This window comes from Candidatus Solirubrobacter pratensis (assembly GCF_000425945.1).
Lineage (GTDB): Bacteria > Actinomycetota > Thermoleophilia > Solirubrobacterales > Solirubrobacteraceae > Solirubrobacter > Solirubrobacter pratensis.
The window spans coordinates 345,818-362,804 of the sequence record NZ_AUEK01000006.1 but is presented as its reverse complement, the minus strand read 5'-3'; the positions used below and the strand labels follow the sequence as shown (position 1 = coordinate 362,804).

General features: G+C 68.5%; 12 protein-coding genes. 5 read left to right on the top strand and 7 right to left on the bottom strand.

Features of this window, described 5'->3' with window-relative positions; translation table 11 throughout:
- Positions 1 to 375: 375 nt before the first annotated feature.
- Genes H958_RS0105530 through H958_RS0105520 form a run of 3 tightly spaced genes read right to left on the bottom strand, consistent with a single transcriptional unit; the run spans position 376 to position 4,572 of the window.
- Positions 376 to 1,026, bottom strand: a complete 651-nt coding sequence (locus tag H958_RS0105530; protein WP_231379174.1) for a hypothetical protein — start codon at positions 1,024 to 1,026, stop codon at positions 376 to 378.
- 4 nt (positions 1,027 to 1,030) lie between these two features.
- The gene (locus H958_RS0105525; protein WP_156027713.1) at positions 1,031 to 3,220 is read right to left on the bottom strand and encodes an Ig-like domain-containing protein; all 2,190 of its coding nucleotides are present in this window, start codon (positions 3,218 to 3,220) and stop codon (positions 1,031 to 1,033) included.
- Between the two features lie 17 nt (positions 3,221 to 3,237).
- Entirely contained in the window at positions 3,238 to 4,572 is a 1,335-nt protein-coding gene (locus H958_RS0105520; protein ID WP_156027712.1) for a sigma-70 RNA polymerase sigma factor region 4 domain-containing protein, read from the bottom strand.
- Positions 4,573 to 4,726: 154 nt separating this feature from the next.
- Here H958_RS0105520 and H958_RS44825 point away from each other — a divergent pair, with 154 nt between their 5' ends.
- The 3 genes from H958_RS44825 to H958_RS0105500 all read left to right on the top strand — a co-directional run bounded on the left by H958_RS44825 (position 4,727) and on the right by H958_RS0105500 (position 7,668).
- Entirely contained in the window at positions 4,727 to 5,701 is a 975-nt protein-coding gene (locus H958_RS44825; RefSeq protein ID WP_081685631.1) for a CHC2 zinc finger domain-containing protein, read from the top strand.
- A gap of 37 nt (positions 5,702 to 5,738) precedes the next feature.
- Positions 5,739 to 6,308, top strand: a complete 570-nt coding sequence (locus H958_RS48995; RefSeq protein ID WP_407641128.1) for a helix-turn-helix domain-containing protein — start codon at positions 5,739 to 5,741, stop codon at positions 6,306 to 6,308.
- Positions 6,309 to 6,369: 61 nt separating this feature from the next.
- On the top strand, positions 6,370 to 7,668 hold the full coding sequence (locus H958_RS0105500) for a site-specific integrase (protein ID WP_028057927.1): 1,299 nt from the start codon (positions 6,370 to 6,372) through the stop codon (positions 7,666 to 7,668).
- A 280-nt stretch (positions 7,669 to 7,948) separates the two neighbouring features.
- On the opposite strand, the gene istB is transcribed toward H958_RS0105500, so the two are convergent.
- Complete coding sequence (gene istB / locus H958_RS0105495) at positions 7,949 to 8,704, bottom strand: IS21-like element helper ATPase IstB (protein ID WP_028057926.1); 756 nt, start codon at positions 8,702 to 8,704, stop codon at positions 7,949 to 7,951.
- Positions 8,701 to 9,894 carry an IS21 family transposase gene (istA, locus tag H958_RS35215; protein WP_081685630.1) on the bottom strand — a complete coding sequence of 398 codons (1,194 nt, stop codon included), beginning with the start codon at positions 9,892 to 9,894 and terminating at the stop codon, positions 8,701 to 8,703. The genes istB and istA overlap by 4 nt, the downstream gene beginning before the upstream one ends.
- Before the next feature lie 306 nt (positions 9,895 to 10,200).
- On the opposite strand from istA, the gene H958_RS0105485 reads away from it, so the two are divergent.
- Together H958_RS0105485 and H958_RS45915 are read left to right on the top strand one after the other, a co-directional pair.
- Positions 10,201 to 11,706 carry an SIR2 family protein gene (locus H958_RS0105485; RefSeq protein WP_028057925.1) on the top strand — a complete coding sequence of 502 codons (1,506 nt, stop codon included), beginning with the start codon at positions 10,201 to 10,203 and terminating at the stop codon, positions 11,704 to 11,706.
- A gap of 37 nt (positions 11,707 to 11,743) precedes the next feature.
- Complete coding sequence (locus tag H958_RS45915) at positions 11,744 to 11,914, top strand: hypothetical protein (RefSeq protein ID WP_156027710.1); 171 nt, start codon at positions 11,744 to 11,746, stop codon at positions 11,912 to 11,914.
- Between the two features lie 133 nt (positions 11,915 to 12,047).
- Here H958_RS45915 and H958_RS0105475 read toward each other — a convergent pair whose 3' ends face one another.
- Positions 12,048 to 13,562: an argonaute/piwi family protein gene (locus tag H958_RS0105475; RefSeq protein ID WP_028057924.1), complete on the bottom strand. Its 1,515-nt coding sequence runs from the start codon at positions 13,560 to 13,562 to the stop codon at positions 12,048 to 12,050.
- On the bottom strand, positions 13,559 to 16,084 hold the full coding sequence (locus H958_RS0105470) for an ATP-binding protein (protein WP_028057923.1): 2,526 nt from the start codon (positions 16,082 to 16,084) through the stop codon (positions 13,559 to 13,561). The genes H958_RS0105475 and H958_RS0105470 overlap by 4 nt, the downstream gene beginning before the upstream one ends.
- Positions 16,085 to 16,987: the final 903 nt, after the last annotated feature.

Sequence of the window (16,987 nt, the reverse complement as noted above, 5' to 3'; positions counted from 1 at the left end):
CGCGCCGAAGGCCCTCTCGCCCCTAACCGCTTAGCTATCGTTGGCTGGTGAACGAGGGACCGACCGTATGCGACAGCCCCGTGGAAACGCGGACTATCCGAACGACCTGCGATCGCGCTACTTGTTGGGACGATTGGCGGCGGCGCGGCGACGAGCCTCACCGCATGCAGCCGTGCTGCATGCGGTGACGCCAGGCAGCAGTCCCGCGCTGGGACGGCTCCTGATCGTCTTCCCGCGAAGCGGCGCCGGATGGCCGTCGTGCACCCTTCGCTAGCCGCTTCGAGCGACATTTCGGCGGACGAGCCTACGCTAGACCGCCGTTGGCAAGCTACGGCGCGACCTCCGACCGAGTGACGGTCTCTCGCCGCGCTTCGGTCAGCAGGCCAGGATCACGTTGAACGGCTGCTCGGTCGGGCTCGCATCGGCCGCGAACGTACGCACGAGCACCGACGTCGGCTGGTCCTGCGTGACCGTGACTCGTCCCGGCACCGGTTGATCCATGCCCGCCCCCGCCGGCACCGCGGCCAGAGTCGCGGTGGCAACGCAACTGCTCACGTCGCGCGCGAACGTCACTCGGTACTCGTTCGTGCCGCCCTGGTGTTCGGCGCCAACGGCGTTTCCCCGCTGCACGGATCCGCCGGATGGCACGGCGGCGCGGAACGTCGGTCCGGCAGGTCCGGCAGGACCGGCAGGACCCTGGGGTCCCGTCGTCCCGCGAAGGGACGTTCGCGCCGGGATCGAGATGTCGCTGAGCGTCACGGAGCGGTTGTGCAGGGCCCGCGACGTGACGGCACCGGTCTTCAGCTCGGTCTGCCCCACGGCGTTTCGGCGGAGCTGTGCCGACCCGACGCTGTTGTGCGGCAGCGTCACCGCCGCATACCCCGTGCCCCCCAGCGCCACGAAGAGCGCGGTGAGCGAGATCACGTTCGCGAACGACAACCTCGATCGCAGCCTGGCCAGCATGTGGGCGCTTCCTCCCTCGGTCTGATCCGACCTCTCGCTTCCGGATTCTGCCTGCAACGCCATGGCGTCAGCCTCCTCGTACGGTGACGCGCACCTGCCGCGACGTTCCCAGGTCATACGGATACGTCGCCTCCTTGCGGACGCGTGCCCGGAAGCGGAACCTCACGCGACCGTTGATGGCCTCGAACCGGTAGCGATAACCCCACAACCCGGACGCTGAGTTGGCTCGGGCTTGGGCGAAGGTCCGCCACTGGCCGCGCGTGAAGACCTGCAACTCGACGAGCTTGCCGCCTGGAGGGATCGGCCTGCCCTTCAGTCGGCCATGGAACGAAACGAAATCGCCGTTGTTCACGTGGTGACGATTCACGCGCAGGCTCGAGGTCGCCTTCACACGTAGATCAACCGTTGAGATCCGCGATCGGATCGTTCCGGTCCCGTGATACCGGAACTGAAGGAGCCGGCTCGGGCCCCGTAGGGCCTTGAACGTGAAGCGGCCGGTCCGCGAGGTCTGGACGGTGGCGATCTGGGCCCATTGGGAGCCAGGTAGTTCGACCTGCTCCCACACTTCGACCGGCATCCCGGCGACCGGGTTCGCGCCCGGCGTCGTGAGGCGACCGCTCAGACGGACGGTGCGTCCGTACCGCGAGCGCGGCTTGTCGACCAGGACGCGGCGGTAGCGCTTCTTGCCGTGGCGGCTCGAACGTGCGAGCACATGCTTCACGCGTCCGACCGCCAGGCGCGTCTTGAGCCTGATGGGCAGTCCAAGGGCAGCCGGCTGCCCACCGTCGAAGTTCTCGATCGTCCGGTCGTTGCCCGCGGCATCGACGATTCGCGCGCGAAGGTGGTAGACGCCCTGCGGAAGTGCGCCGTCGTCGAGCGCCGCAGAGAAGCCGGATGCGTCGGGCGTCACGGGAATCTCGGTCCATGTGTCGGTGCCGTCGCGCCGGATCTCGAGAGATTCCGAACTCACACCGGAGATCGCGTCAGTTGCGGCCACTCGGACGCGGGTCGGGTCGTCGGCGCTGAACGGCAGGAAGCTTCCGGAGGGTGGGTCCGGGTCAAAGCGGAGGCGGGGCAGCGTCGCCGCGGTGCCGAGGTCGGCATTGCCGGCCGCGTCGACGAGGTAGATCCATGCCTTCCACTCTCCGGAGCTCGGAACCGCGAGATCGCGAATCGTCTTGATGTCGCTCCCGTTCCGCGAGCCGTTCGTGCAGCCCTTCCAGTTTCCCGCGGCGTTCGATGTCGGGCAAAGGACGTACCCCACGGCGACGATGGGACTCGCAGACTGTGCCGGGTTCGACCAGCGGAGCGCGAACTTGTTGGTTGCGCGCCATCCGTCGCCGTCCTCGAGACTCAGCGACCCAGGAGACGCCGGCGGCGTGTTGTCGCTGTAGACGGTCCGGTTGTCTGACGCGGCATTGTCGCCCGCATCGACGACCTGGACCGTCATCTGGTGCGCCCCATCGGCGAGTCCGGTGGTGTCCAGATCGAGGCTCCCGCCGCCGTTTGGGCAGGGGACCGAGACCACGTAGTTACACGGGCGCAGAACCTCGGCCCGCGGCCGTCCGTCGAGGTACCCACGGACGATCTTGATGCCGGCGTTGTCGCCCGCGTCGTAGGTCACGGCCGCGGTTCCGCGCCGCCAGCCGCTGAGGATCGCTCCGCCGTTGATCGCTACCCCAGGCGCGGCCCAATCCGTGAGGGTGATGTTCGACCCGGTGATTCCCGCGTAGCCGTACGTCGTGTTATTCGCGCAGCTCCCGCTCGCGCCGCACCGGAGCCGTAGGTAGATGGCGGGCGAGTTGTAGCCGGGATACCACGCCTGGATGCCGAGGCCTTTCGAAGCGCCAGGGCACGTGGAGCCAGGGCAGTTCTCCACGGGAATTCCGGCGGATGGAATCACCGCAGCCTGCCAACCGTTGAGTCCCATGAGCCCGCCCTGCAGCGCGAACGATGCCACTGTGGTTCCCGCAGGCGCGTAGTAGACCCAGCCGCCCTCGGACGTCGTGAGCGCCCGCTCCGACGGGAAGCCGACGTTCCGAGTCACGAGCTCTGGGCACGAGGGGAAAACCGCCACGTACCGCGGCGTGTTGTTGTATGGCTGCCAGAGGCTGCAGCTCCCCGAGACCGTGTAGTTGCCGGCGCTAGCTGCCGAGGGACACATCAGCACCGCCGCGACCAAGAGCGCCGCTCGCATCGCGATCGCTCGTTTCGAGACTTGCCGCATCCCGCACCTCCGGCTTCGCTGCTTGCTCATCTCAGCTCATAGGCCAGTCAGGGAAACTCTGGCCCCCCACTCGTGACGGCTTTCGCAGGCTGCGTAGCCGAGCTAGTCGAGACGGGACCGAACTCACTCGCGCCGTTGGGGGCGGAGCCTGCGGGCGCGGGTGACATCGCCTGGTCGTGCTCGTGCGCCGTCGGACTCTTCGGCCGCCGTGTCGGAGGCTGAGGTGTACGTCGAGGCTTCGGTGTGGGGGTCGGCGTGATCGCCGCGCTTGCCCTGAGCCACTTGGCCTGTGCCGCGGCCGGAGGCTCGGCGGGGCGATGCGGTGGTTCTTTCCGATGCCGGGCGAGCTGCTCGCGCCGGTGCGCCTCGTGGGGCTTGAGACCCAGTGGCGTTTCGAGGCAATACAGGGTGCCGCCGACCACGGTGATCCCGCCGATGCAGAGAGCGGCGAGCTTGGTCGCGGCCAGGGTGCCGAGCCCGCGGCTCACGATTCCGATCTGCGTTCCAGTGATCGCCGTGTCGTGTGGCAGGACGCGGCTGGCCCAGTCGGTGAGCGTGTCCCACACGGCCCGCGGACTGCGGAACGTCTCGGCGCTCGGCGGGAGCGGCAACAGGTTCGCGATCTCGCGCGGCAGCTTGCCGCTGCGGAGTGCTCGAAGCCGTGCGGCGTGTTCGACGCGACACGCCGGGCAGCTCTCGAGGTGGATCTGCGCGACTCGTTCGGCTTCTTCGCTGAGGTCGCCGGTCCCGAGCGCGACGAGGGCCGGCGCTCGATGCGCGCAAAGCCGGCCCGCGGCGATGATGGTCACGAAGCGCTCCAGCTTCTGCTTGATCGCGGCCTCGGCTGAGCGGACCTCGCCAATACCGAGGTCCAGCTGACGAGCGATCAGGATGCGTCCCCGCTCACGCTGCCCGCCGTACTTGCAGGCCATGACTCGGCGCTCGCGCTCGGTCAACGTGGCGATGAACTCGCGCAGCACCGCGCGCTCGCTGCGCTCGATGACGACGCTCTCGGGTTCCGCGTCATCGCCGGCCACCTCGACGCTGTCGATGTCGACGCGCGTCCAGCGGCCGCGGACCGTCGCGGCCCGTCCGTCGCGCAACTGCTTCACCCGGAGGCTCGTTGACCACCAGAACGCGCGCTCGAGTTCCGCGTCGCTGCGAATCGGCACGTCGTACTCGGTCGTCAGATAGCCGATGGCGTCGTCGACGGCGAGTTCCCAGTGGTCTCGCGACATCCCGCGGGCGACCGCAAGCTCGACCGGGACCTGGTCGACGAGCCGATCGCGACAGGGCATGAGCAACGAGGCGATCTCGTTGGACGAGTAGCGCGTGCGTGCGCTGCCTCTGCGTCGAGGCCGTCCGTTACCGAACTCGGCCATATGACCATCAGGCCGACGAGCACTCCTCCCGGGCAGACGAATTTCGGCGCGCATCGAGCTGTCCTCTCGCATCCGGAAGTGTCCTTCGCGCGCAAGACATCCGCAACGACCAGGATCCGCCTGCCCTTGATCACCGCGTGTCGGCCTGACGGGCATGCAGACCGTTCGTCAACCGTCGGCGCGGGACGGCGTCGACTACGCGTTGCGTTCATACCTCGCGCTAATCGCCGGTGGCGCGCCCTCGGCGCACTTCTTGGAAATCCGCTTCCGAGTACGCGAGCAATTACTCGTGAGCGAGTTTCACCCGGCGCACGATCGCGACACGCTGGTCGAGGCGATCCGCAGCCGTGGTTCGCGTACAGACGTCTACCTCGGATGCGCGCCCCGAAGCAGGCGCGCCGGAACCAAGGACGCCGTATCGCAAGTCTGGACCCTCTGGGCGGAGTGCGATGGAGAAGAGGCGGCGCATCGGCTGCGACGCTTCCGTCCGCAGCCGGCACTGGTGGTGGCCTCGGGCTCGGGCTCGAACTGCCACGCCTACTGGCCGCTCGTCGCTCCACTCTCTCCGCGACGCGCAGAGGCGGCGAACCTCCGGTTGGTCCACGCCATGGGAGCCGATCCGAACTGCTTCGACGCAAGCCGGATCCTCCGCCCACCCGGGACCTGGAATCACAAGCATCATCCGCCCCATCCCGTCGGCGTCTTACGGCTGCACGCCGAGCTCCGATTCACTTCTGAAGAGGTCGTCGCGCACCTGCCGACGATCGACGATGAGATTCTTCAACGCCGCTGGGACGCCGAAACACGTGGGCTCCGCAACGATCCGTTGCTCTCGGTGCCGCCGCGCGTGTACGTCGGCGACCTCCTCGGCCGGCGCCCCGGGCGCGACGGGAAGGTCCAGTGCCCATTCCACACCGACGAGCACGCGAGCCTGCACGCCTACCCGACCGGCACACGCGGCTGGTTCTGCTTCTCCTGTCGGCGTGGGGGAACGATTTACGACCTGGCCGCGGCGGTCTGGGGATTGCAGACTCGCGGACGCGACTTCGTCGAGATTCAGAGGCGTTTGCTCGACCGCTATCGACGCGAGTTGTCCGTTGGGCGCACGCTCTCCGGCATGGGGCGGTAGCGCGGCCGCTGGTCGCACGTCTCCTGTCCATCGGCGTATGCCGCTATCGCGTTCCTCCGCGGGAGAGGGAGGGTGCGACCGGGCGGCCTCGCGGCTCGTGCAACGTAGCCGCCCGACGCGCAACCTCGGCGCTGCGGCCTGGGCGTGCGGCCAGCCTCACACGAGTAGCCGCGATGCGAGATCGGCTTGCCCGCGGCGTCCGCAACTCGGCCTGACGGGCATGGCGCTGCGCGGACAGGACATCGGGGCCGACGATGTGGTCGACGCGATCGCGGTCCAGGTCGTCGAGCTCCTGACGACGGCGGACCCGGCCAGGCTCAGCGGAGGAGGGCGACTCCTCACCGTCACCGAAGCTGCCGCCCGCGCACGATGCTCGACGCGCACCCTTCGGCGGGCACTTCAGGCGGGTCGCCTGCGCGCTAGCCAACCCGCAGGTCGCGGCGGGAAGCTGCTCATCGGCGTCGCGGAGCTCGAGCGGTGGCTGTTCGGTCGGACCGCTTCCGGGAAGTCGCTCACCGACGCGACGCGCGTGTCGCGAGCGCGCCGGCCTACGCCGCGCGGCACGCCGAGCCCGATCTCGATCGACGAGATCCAAGGGCGTCATTAGCGGGGGCCGCTTTCCGCCGTCGATCGCTTTGACGGCCATGGCATGGATCAGACGCCACAGCGTGAAGACCCCGGACGGACGCCGTGGAGAGCGGTATCGCGTCCTGTTCCGGCACCGCGGGGAGGAAAAGCTTGCCGGGACGTTCGACGACCTCGACCTCGCCCTCGCCGAGAAGGCGCGAGCCGAGCGCGCGAAGCGTGACGGCCGCTTGGACGAGTATGCCGCTGGGTTGCTCGAGGGGTCCGATGCGGATCTCACGCTGTGGGAGTTCATGCGGCTGTGGTTCACCGAGGACGCGGCGCCGCACCTTGCTGAGGCGACGCTGAAGAACTATCTGCAGGTTGCGAACAAGTGGATCCGGCCGATCGCCGGTACGTGGCCACTACGGGCTTTTGAGAAGCCGCGGGCCGTCAACGAGCTCCTCAGACACGCGCAACTTCGCGGCGTCGCCCGGCTTGACGCGGCCGGCAGATCGACCGGTGATATCGACACTGCACGTCCCCCGACCGCCGACCGGGTCCGCAAGATCCTGTCGTCGGCGTTGACGTGGGGCGTCGAGCATCGCGGGGACCTGATCGCGGCGAACGGTTGCAAGCTGGTCACCACGCGCCGGCGGCGGCGCTCGGGACGTTTGCACGTCGCATCGCCAAGCAACCGACCCGAGCGAGCGCTGACCGCAGAAGCCGCGGAACACATCGCGCGCGCCCTCCTCGCGCGAACGGAGCAGCGGACGTGGGAGCCGCATCGAGACGCGATCCTGCTGCGCTGCCTGTTCGCGCTCGGCATGCGCCCGGAAGAGGTCGCAGCGGCGCGCTGGCAGGCGCTGATGAAGCCGACCGTCGAGGGCGACTGGATGCTCGCGATCGAGGACGCGCTCTCGCACGGTCGCATTGCCGGCGTCAAGACCATCGAGCGTTCCAAGCGCGTACCGGGCATCGTGTACCAGTGGCTCACGGCCTGGCGTCAAGTTGCCGCGTCCTACGGACTGGCGGTCGAGGACTGCGACTTCATCATCCCCGGCGTCGGTGATGGCCACTTCAGCCTGAACCAGCACAAGAAGTGGGGCGCCAAGTACTTCCGCCCGGCAGCCAAGTCGGTCGCGCAAGGGCACCCGAAGCTTGCGCACCTCACCGGCGCCACGCCGTATTCCGCGCGCCGGGGTCATATCACTTGCCGCATCCTCGCCGGAGAGCCGGTCGAAGTCATCGCCCGCAGCTGCGGGACCTCGCCGGCGACGATCTACCGACACTACTTCGTCGCCATCGACGCGGCCGAGTCCGGGCATCGTCTGGCGCCATTCGAGCAGCAACTCGCCGAAGCCGTGGCCCTAGTCGACCGGCGTCCGCCCGCGAGTCGCTGACCGTGCCGTCGGGCGACGGGAACGGCGCAGCGATCGGCCGGCACCGCCCCCTCGCCGACGACCACGCCGGCGTCGCTGAGCGCACACCACGCCGCCCGGCGATAGGACCAATCGATCCCGAGTACTCCACGATGTTGTCAACGGCTGAGATCTGACCCGGTGGCAGCGGTTGAGAATTGACCCGGCTTGCGGTTGGCGGTGTTGCGGTTGTTGATGATCGGGGAGTGGGTGCCGGGCGGGCGTAGCCCGTCCCGGCGCTAGGAGCCGTGGAGCGTGTAGTTCAGTCGTTGGTTGGGCGGGCGAGGTCGCGGTCTTTGAGGCGGTAGCTGTCGCCTTTGAGCGCGACGATCTCGGCGTGGTGGACGAGTCGGTCGATCATTGCGGCAGCGACGACGTCGTCGCCGAAGATCTCGCCCCAGCCCGAGAAGGGCTTGTTGGACGTGACGATCATCGAGGCGCGTTCGTAGCGGCGGCTGACGAGCATGAACATCAGGTTGGCGGCCTGCGGGTCGAACGGGATGTAGCCGACTTCGTCGACGACCAGCAGCGGGTAGCGCTGCAGGCGCGCGAGTTCGTCGTCGAGGCGGCCCGCGCGTTGCGCGTCGGCGAGCAGCGCGACCCATTCGGTCGCGGTGCGAAACGCGACGCGGTGCCCGGCCAGGCACGCGCGGATCGCGAGTGCGATCGCGAGATGCGTCTTGCCGGTGCCGGGCGGCCCGAGCAGGACGACGTTCTCCTTGCCGTGAAGGAAGTCGAGCTGGCCGAGATGCTGGATCAGGGTCTTCTTGACCGAGCGCTGGAAGCTGAAGTCAAACTCCTCCAGCGTCTTGCGCGCCGGGAATCGCGCGGCCTTGATCCGCCCGTCGCCGCCGTGCGCCTCGCGCGACGCGTGCTCGGTCTCGAGCAGCGCTTCGGCGAAGCGCTCATAGCTCCACTCTTCGGTGCGAGCGCGCTCGGCGAGCTTGGGCAACGCGCGCGCCGCGGCGGGTGCCTTCAGCGCCCGGAACAGATGCGCGAGCTCGCTGCTGGTGCTCACGCGATCAGCTCGTCGTAGCGTGCCAGCGAACGCGTCTCGACCACCGGCTCGGGCGGATCGCCCCGGCGCTGGCGCAGCGCGCGGGCGTGCTCGAGTGCGGTGATCGTGCGATGGCGCGCGAAGGACCGCGGGTGGCGGCAGGCGAGCTCGCCGCTGTCCAAGCAGGCGGCCAGCACCGCCGTCTGGGAGACGCGAACCTCGACGCGGCGACCGACGAGTCCGGGGTCAAGCGAGTAGTCGTTGGTGTCGACGCGCAGGTACGGGTCCGCCAGCACGCGCGTGACCCAGCGCCGATCGACATCCGGTGCGACTGCTGGCAGCGCCATCATCGCCGCTTGTTCTTCGCGCAGGCGGTCGATCGGGCGACAGCGCAGCGTCCGGTGCGTGCGCGCGTTGGCCTTCGCGAACCAGCCGTCGAGCTGGAGCTGGAAGTCGCGTTCGTTGGCAAAGCGCCGGCCGGGCTCGAAGTTGGTCTCCGCGTAGCCCTGCAGGCGCTCGACCACGCCCTTGGCCTGCGGATCGCCCGGCCCGCAGAAGTGCCAGCCGACCCGCAGCTGCCCGCAGAAGGCGGCAAACGGCGGGGTCGGGCGGCCGTCGCCGGCGTGCAGCGCGCCCTCGCGATCCCAGACCAGCGTCGCGGGCAAACCCCCGAGCGCCCAGAGGCAGCGGCCGATGCCCCACAAGATGTTGGGCGCATCGCGGCTGAAGATCAGCGCGCCGGCGCCGGCCCGCGAGTAGCCCAGGCACGCGATCACGACATGACCGACGCGCGTCTGCCCGAACCCGACCGGGACCTCGCGCGAGGGGCGCCAGAGATCGAACTGACAGATCTCGCCAGGTCGATAGACCGTGCGCTGAAACGTCCTGGCCGGCAAGAACAACGGCCGCACCTCACGCACGTACGCGTTCACGATCGTCTGCGCGCCGTCGAACCCCAACGCCGCGATCCGCTCCCGAACCACCACCGCCGGCAACCGCGGCTGCTCACGCAACAGCTGGCGGATCTCCTCCCGGAACGGGTCCAACCTCGACGGCCGCGGCGGACACACGAACCGCGGCGGCCGCTCCGACCGCAGCGCGCGGCGCACCGTGTTGCGCGAAAGCCCGGTTCGCTCAGCCAACGCCCGGATCGACACGCCGCGCACGAAGTGCTCACGCCGCAACTCGGCCCAGCGCTCCACCTCCAACACCGTCCCTTCCTCCCCGGCTCAGACCTCCACAACCAAGCCAGAGTCTCCGCCACCCCGGCCGGGGTGGGTCAATTCTCAACCGCTGGAGGTGGGTCAGAAGTCAACCGCTGCCGACACACGACAGGGCCTCCCCTTCGCGGGTTGAGAAGCAGACACCCTCAGTCTGCGGGGAGGCCCGTCCCCGAGGCGCCCTCCTTCATGACATTCCATGCGATCCGGCGCCCGCGCGGGCGAGACGCAGCAGCGAACGCTCGTCCGACGACCGCCGCCGCGTAGACCCGCCGACCGGGCGGCGATCATGTTCTCGTGAGCTTCGACACCTTCGCACAGCCGCCGCTTGACCGGCTGATCGCCGACGCCGCCGCGGCGCCACGCCTGACGGTGCTGCTTGGCGCGGGCGCCTCGATCGAAGCCGGTCTGCCGAGCTGGCCGGCGCTGATCGAGCGCCTGCTCGTCCGGGTAGGCATCGAGAGCGGGCTGCTCGAAGAGACCGACGAGACGGGCCGGCGGCGATGGGTCGCCGAGGCGGTCCGCCGCGACGGCTACCTCGGCGCAGCCGCGATCGTCGATGCCCTCAGCGATCACGACACGCTGGAGGCATGGATCCCGCAGGCCCTCTACGGCGAGGGCCGTAGTGCCGCGGAATTCTTCCCGGGCCCGATCTGCCGCCAGCTGCCACGCCTGATCGACGCCTTCGGTGCTGGCTTCGAGCTGATGACCACGAACTACGACGACCTGGCCGAGCAGGGCCTGCGCGATGATCCGCTGCAGCCGCGCGTGGCCGTGCCGTACGTGGGCGAGCACCGAGAGGTGCCGCGCGGCGCGGTGCAGGTGGTCCATCTGCATGGCTACGCGGGACGCGACGGGCGCGCTGGCCGGCTCGTGCTGAGCGAGTCTGACTATCAGCGCATGCAGCAGGGCATGCCGTGGCAAGAGGCGCGCGTGCGGACTGCCCTCGGCCAGGGCATGTTCGTCTTCGTCGGCACCAGCCTCGCCGACCCCAACCTAATCCGCTACCTCTACGGCGATGTCGGCGCTGCCACGCCGCCGCGCTACGCGATCTTCGTCCGCCAGGACAGCTACGAGCGGAAGGTGCCCGCCGGCGTGCCCGCGGCGCGCGAGAAGGCGATCGCGGCCAGGTGGGCGGCAGTCGGCGTCACCGCCGTCTTCGTCGATCACTACGTCGATGTGGCGCAGCTCCTGTACGAGGTCGCGCGCGCGAAGCAACTCGAGGACAACTATCTGCCGTTGCCGGAGCGTGCCCGTACATGGGTCGACGCCGTCGAGCGGCAGTTGCTCGGGATCGGCGACGACGACGCGTTCGTCCGCGCACAGCTGGTCGTCGGCGCTCGGCTCCGCTCGGCGCTCGAGAGCGCGGTCGCCGCCGCCGAGGAGCTCGAGGGTCGCCGCTGGCAGGAGAAGCTCGCGCTCACGCTGTGGCTGATCGACGCCAACGCCGCGCACCTCATCAACCGCGTCACCACTGATCGCGTCCACATCGACCAAGAGACGGTCGAACCGGTCGCGATCGACGAGCATGCCCGCTGGGTCGCCGTGCGCTCGTTCTGCCGCGGGCTGCCGCTCGCCGAGACCCGCGACATCTACGCCTCGCGGTGGCACTTCATCCGCGGCACGCCGCTGGTCATCGACAGCGACCGCCACGGACGTATTCCCGTTGGCTGTCTAACGACCGCCTCAATGAAGGGTCGCGAGGAGACGATGCTCAACGCAATGGACGACATCGTCGAGGCCCGCTTCAATCAGGCGCTGACGACGAACGTGCTGGCGTTGCTCGACCAGCCCTTCCGCTGATGTTCCGTCCGAGCGATGCTCTAATAACGACTACGGCATGACCGAGCACGACAAGATCGAGCATCCGCTTCCCAACGGTGATGTCCTGATTCAGGACTCGACCCGCACGCGCCCGGAGGTCGAGGAAGCGTTCCGCAAGGTCGAAGAGACCTTCGAACGCGACGCCGAACAGGCCTTCCGCGAGCTGCGCGAAGCCGACGCGGCCTGACTCAGGCAAGTCGAGCAGGCGTGGCGCCTTCCCTCGCGAGGTCGCGAACGAGCTGGCGAGCGCAGTCCCGCACATCAATGGGGTTGTGCACCGGCCTCCCTTCCCAGCTCGGCAGCCACCCCGATGCGTGCGTTCACATGTAGTAGCGGAACGACGGGTGCGGGCTGACGCCGGGCGGCAACTCGGCCATGATCCCGCCGACCTTGCGTGCGAACGACAGCGTGATCGGCAGACCCGCTGCCGACCGCGCCGAGTTCCAGTTCATCTTCGTCAGACAGAGCAGGTCGTCGGCGACCTGTTCGACGTCGGCGAACTCGACGCCGACGATTTCAAGCGGCACGGGGATGTGCGGGCCCGGATAAGTGAGGTGCTGAGGCTGGTAGCCGACGGTGAAGAGGTACGAGGCGTCGGCTAGCCGGCAGAGCGTCCCGCGGTGAGGTGGGTAGGTGCCCTGGCGAAGCATCCGGAAGTCGTGGCGCGACCGGATCGTCACAAGCTGCACGTTGGGCACAGACGTCAGGGCAGCGGCGATCCCCTCGCGCTCTTCGTTCGTGAACAGAGTGGTCTTGTGGACGACGATTCGGACCGGGTCGCGTCCGGCGCGCTCCCGGTAGGCGTCAAGGACAGTGCTCAGTAGTCCGTTGGCTTTCTCGGCCGAGAGGTAAGGCCGGCGGGTCTGTGCGTCGTACGGCACCGCCTCTCCCCGCAGCGCGAAGCCCTCGCCGTCTGAGGAGAACGCCTGCGCAAGGCTGGAGTACACGACGTGGCTTCGCTGCGTACGGAGGTGATGGAAGGAGACGCCGACGAAGCATGCCTCGTCGACTCGCATGTCCGCCCGCCACGGGATGCCGCCTGCTTTGTAGTACAGGGCGACAGCGAGGTTCCACGCGCGCGTGGCGGCGTCCTCGTTGTCGCGGCGATCATCCCAGAGATGCTCGGTGACGAGTTGGATCGGCAGCTTGGCCTCCATAGCCCGCGCCTTGAGTGCCGCTCGAAAGTTGCGGCGCAGCAGGTCCTCGGGCACCGGGTCGGCCGCGTCCTCGACGGTCAATGGCTCGCCGCGTGGACCCAGGGCGTCGAACAAGGAGTCCTGGCCGGAGTCGCGAATGCGCTGCTGCTCGCGGAGCGCGCGCAGTTGCCCGCGCGGCAGCCGCGAATCAACGATCGCGCACTTGTCGCGCAGCTCCCTGGGTAGGCAACAAATGGCGACGTCGGCCGCGAGGTCGCGGCGCGCAAGATCCTCGATCGCGCTGCCGTACAGGTCGACCATGCGGACAAACGCGTCAGCGGGCGGCAAGCCAAGCGCTGCCCGATAGGCGCTTGAATCAAGGATCACGTCGGAGTCCGCGCGGCTGTCCAGCGACGACCGGAAGATCTCCTGGAACGCTGGGAATGCCGGGAACAGGCTGATGTTGGTCTTCTGGGCGCTGATGCCTCGCTGCATGCGGCGCACGAACGAACGCATGCCGCGCACCGCCTCTGGAGGGCCGATAAGAGCGAGCCGCAACGCGGAGCGATGCGCGCGCCCGAGACGCAGGTCATAGGGACCGCCCGCGAGCAGACCCTCCTTCGGGGTGCGGGCGTCGTGCCCGTCGCCGAACTGAAGAAGCGGCTCGGTCTCGTGAATGATGTCGAGAGTCAGGCTCACTCGCGCTCCTCGGCCTGCTCGGCGGCGATCTCGGCGAGCTCGGAGGCGACGTCGCGCTCGACAACGTCCTCCTCGGGTTCGGCGCCCAGGCCGCCGGTCGCAGGCGGCGCGTCGATGACATCGCGGACCAGCAACCGCGACCCGACCCGGACCGACCCCGCGCCGAGATCCACGTGCTCATCGCCGCCAACCAACACCCAACGCCAGAAATAGATGTCGTTCTGGACTTGCGGGTTGAAGTCCCGGGCTAGGCGCCGAGTCGCAAGCGGCCCGACGCGCGGCCCAACGAGCAAGTCGGCTTCGCCGTCGGTGGTGAAGACCATCGTCGGCACGAGGTGCACGACCCACTGATCGCCGTAGCGACGGAAGCGCACTCGCACCGCCTCGTGCTCCCAGTAGCGCACCGCACCGCTCGCATTAGAGACCTTCGGCCGAGTGACGGCGCGGCGCGACTCTCGCACGCGCGCGCGATAGGTCACGGCACGCTCGCCATCCTCGTCCCGAGGAAACCAAAACCGCATGGCGCCCGCGTCGCTGCGCAGCTGCCGATCGCGCGACCAAGCGAGAAGACACGAGTTCAGCAACTGTACGAGCACTCGCTCGGACTCCGGCCTCCCTAGGAGGTCGCCGGCCGGCACCGTCGCGGGCTCGCCGAGAAGGAACGCGGCGAACGGTGAGCCGTCGCTCGATGGGTCGTCGAACGTGTACAGCTCACCCGCGTCGAAGGCGAAGCCGGGAACTGGGGCACCGTCGCCGGCCGCGTCGAACACCATCGTCCGATCGGTGATCGACGAGCGCGTCCGAAACAGCGCGCCGCGAAGTTCGACCGGAAGGGCGTTGACGGTGAACCGCTCCACGTGCTCGGGGGAAGCGGTGCCGGTCACCGGGTCAGGATCGAGGTCACGTGCGATCAGAGACGCGACGAATGACCGGGCATCGTGGGTGACGCCGAATGTCGCCTCGCCGCCCGCTTGCCGTGCCCACCGCAGGACATCCGGCAGGCCCGAGCCTCGTTTGTCCATGGCCCCGATCCCGTAGAGCAGGTCGGCCAGCACTGGGTTGCGATACGCGCGCTGTCCGCGCTCACCGAGCAGTTCGGGCCGCAGTCCCTCAACGACGCCGCCGGGAGAGACGATGGTCAGCTCGCGGGACGACATGCGGATGCGTACGGGCGCATCGACGTCGTAGTCACGGTGGGCGAGCGCGTTGACGACCACTTCCTTGATGGCACGCGGGTCGAAACGGCGGACATCCTCGGACGTGGCGCCCTTCAATCGGTAGGTCTCGTTGAGCTCGTCAAGGGCATCCAACACCCGGTCGAGGACGACTAGCGCGTTGCCGGCGACGGGCAGGAAGACCTCACCTGCGGTGATCTCGACGCGGACGACGTCCTCGGCCGAGAACAGCAGCATCGCCGCCCTCGTCAGCACGGCGCCGCCGTCGTCGCGGCGACGCACTAGCCGCATTTCCTCTAGACGCTGCTCGCGTGCACTGTCGTCCTCGGCCGGGGGCAGGTCCATGCGCTCGGCGTAGACATCGAGCCGCTCTACGAGCAGCACCTGATCGAGTTCATCGACGCTCAACTCGACCGGCCGCAGATCGGACACCGGTTCCGGATCTGAGGAGGACACGCGCGGGACACGCGCCGGACGCAGATCCCTCGCCCACTCGGTCATCGCCTCGTCGAACCCCGGGATCTCGACGAAGGCGAAGTTGGCTCCGACGCGTTGCGCAAGCTTCTCCACCAGCGGACTGGGAGTCTCTCCCGGCAGCATGCACCAGTAGATGCCGTGGCGGTAGCCGTTGACCTGGTCGACGCCTCGCAACAACAGATCCTCCATGACGGAGGGCTCCGCCCCGCGATAGCCGATGACGACGAGCGGGTGATCACGCAGCAACGGCAGCACGGCGTCGCGCATCAGCGGATCGAGAGTCCGGGTCTCGGTCTCCAGATTGCGGTCCTCATAATGCTCCACCGAGCCGTGCAACTGGACGACCTGCGGGTAGCGCGGGGCCAGGGAGAACAGGTGAAGATCGGCGGGGCGACGGATCAGCTCGACACGCGACACACCGCGGTCGGCCCGGCAGGCTTGGATCGCGAGCGCATCGAAGTTCGTTGTCAGCAGATGGTTGACCGCGCCTGCCCCGACGAGCCCGGCGAGGGCCTCGTAGCCGGCGCTGGGCGTCACCGCCCGGTCGAGCACGTTCAGGAAGAATTCGCGACGACTCTCACGCGGCGTAAGCAGGCGCTCGACCGCCGTTGGATACTGATCCGCCCACGGTATGTCCGCGTCGAACCAGCCTTGATCGGAAAGCCACGGGTACCAGTCGCTTCGCGTTAGCCGCGGATCCCGGAACGAGCGGTTGTTGCGCCGGCACCAGCCCCACATGGCGGCCATCGCCACCATGTCGCGTGCGAGAGGAACGCCGGACTTGACTGACGCGCCCGCCCCGAGGAGGAGAACCGCGTCGGGCCCTTGCTGCCTGCGCACGATGCCGCCCAGGACGTCAGCGTCTTCCATACCCTCCGGCACGATCGCTCAGGGTCTCAGGCTGGGCCGACAGATCCGCCTGGGCGGGAAGACGGCGAACCCAGGCTTATGCGCGCCCCGCACTGCGCCGGTTGGCACGCCGCAGTTGCGGCGCAGAATAGGCACGGATACGGCACGGACGAGGCTGCGACGCACGGCGAGCGTTGGGAATTCGCTGCAACCGTATTTCTGATGCTAGTAGGCGTACCGCGTCGTATGAAGAGGTCGGGGGTTCGAGTCCCCCGTCGGCTTGAAATCCCGCAAATCGCAGCAACCGCTTCTCGGTAAATCGCGGTTCTAGCTAGGTGGCGCCAAGGTCCGGTTGCGTCGAGCCGGGCGCGAGCGCGGAGCACGCTCGCCATCATGACCGCGATGCGAACCCTGTGACGCGTATCGGTAGCCGCGGCTCGCGATGCTCAGCTGCAGCTAGTAGCTGCGGCGGTCGCGGCGGCATGGCGCAATGCGCGTCGCGTCGATTGCGGCCGAGCTCCTCGCGAAGGGGCGCCCGTTCCCTTAGCATCGCCGCATGCCGAACACTGAGCTCCTGCGTACTAGCGCTCATGTGCGGAACGTGTCCACCAACGACAGCAGTGGGTGCTTCGGCTAGACGGCTGAGGCGGATGAATGCGCGACGACGCGAGTTTCGATTGGGCGAACCTGCCGGCCCGATCTTGTTCGAGCGTTCGCGCGCGCGGTCGGCGGCGGGCGACCGGACACCGCGCTGGCGATTGGTCTGTTGCGGGAGGAGTGGCCCCTTCCGCGTCCCGACTTCTTTCGGGATTTCGGTGTGCGCACGGTGACCGTCAACGCGTGGTTGCGCAACGATCCGGCCGCTCTCGACCACGTCCACGCGGTGCTCCAGGGCCGAGTCATCTCGTCCGGCCTTCGCGGCCA

What these genes read in the sequence shown, in the direction of transcription:
- H958_RS0105530 (WP_231379174.1), bottom strand. Translation starts at nt 1,026, where the DNA reads ATGGCGTTGCAGGCAGAATCCGGAAGCGAGAGGTCGGATCAGACCGAG.
- H958_RS0105525 (WP_156027713.1), bottom strand. Translation starts at nt 3,220, where the DNA reads ATGAGCAAGCAGCGAAGCCGGAGGTGCGGGATGCGGCAAGTCTCGAAA.
- H958_RS0105520 (WP_156027712.1), bottom strand. Translation starts at nt 4,572, where the DNA reads ATGGCCGAGTTCGGTAACGGACGGCCTCGACGCAGAGGCAGCGCACGC.
- H958_RS44825 (WP_081685631.1), top strand. Translation starts at nt 4,727, where the DNA reads ATGCAGACCGTTCGTCAACCGTCGGCGCGGGACGGCGTCGACTACGCG.
- H958_RS48995 (WP_407641128.1), top strand. Translation starts at nt 5,739, where the DNA reads ATGCCGCTATCGCGTTCCTCCGCGGGAGAGGGAGGGTGCGACCGGGCG.
- H958_RS45915 (WP_156027710.1), top strand. Translation starts at nt 11,744, where the DNA reads ATGACCGAGCACGACAAGATCGAGCATCCGCTTCCCAACGGTGATGTC.
- H958_RS0105470 (WP_028057923.1), bottom strand. Translation starts at nt 16,084, where the DNA reads ATGGAAGACGCTGACGTCCTGGGCGGCATCGTGCGCAGGCAGCAAGGG.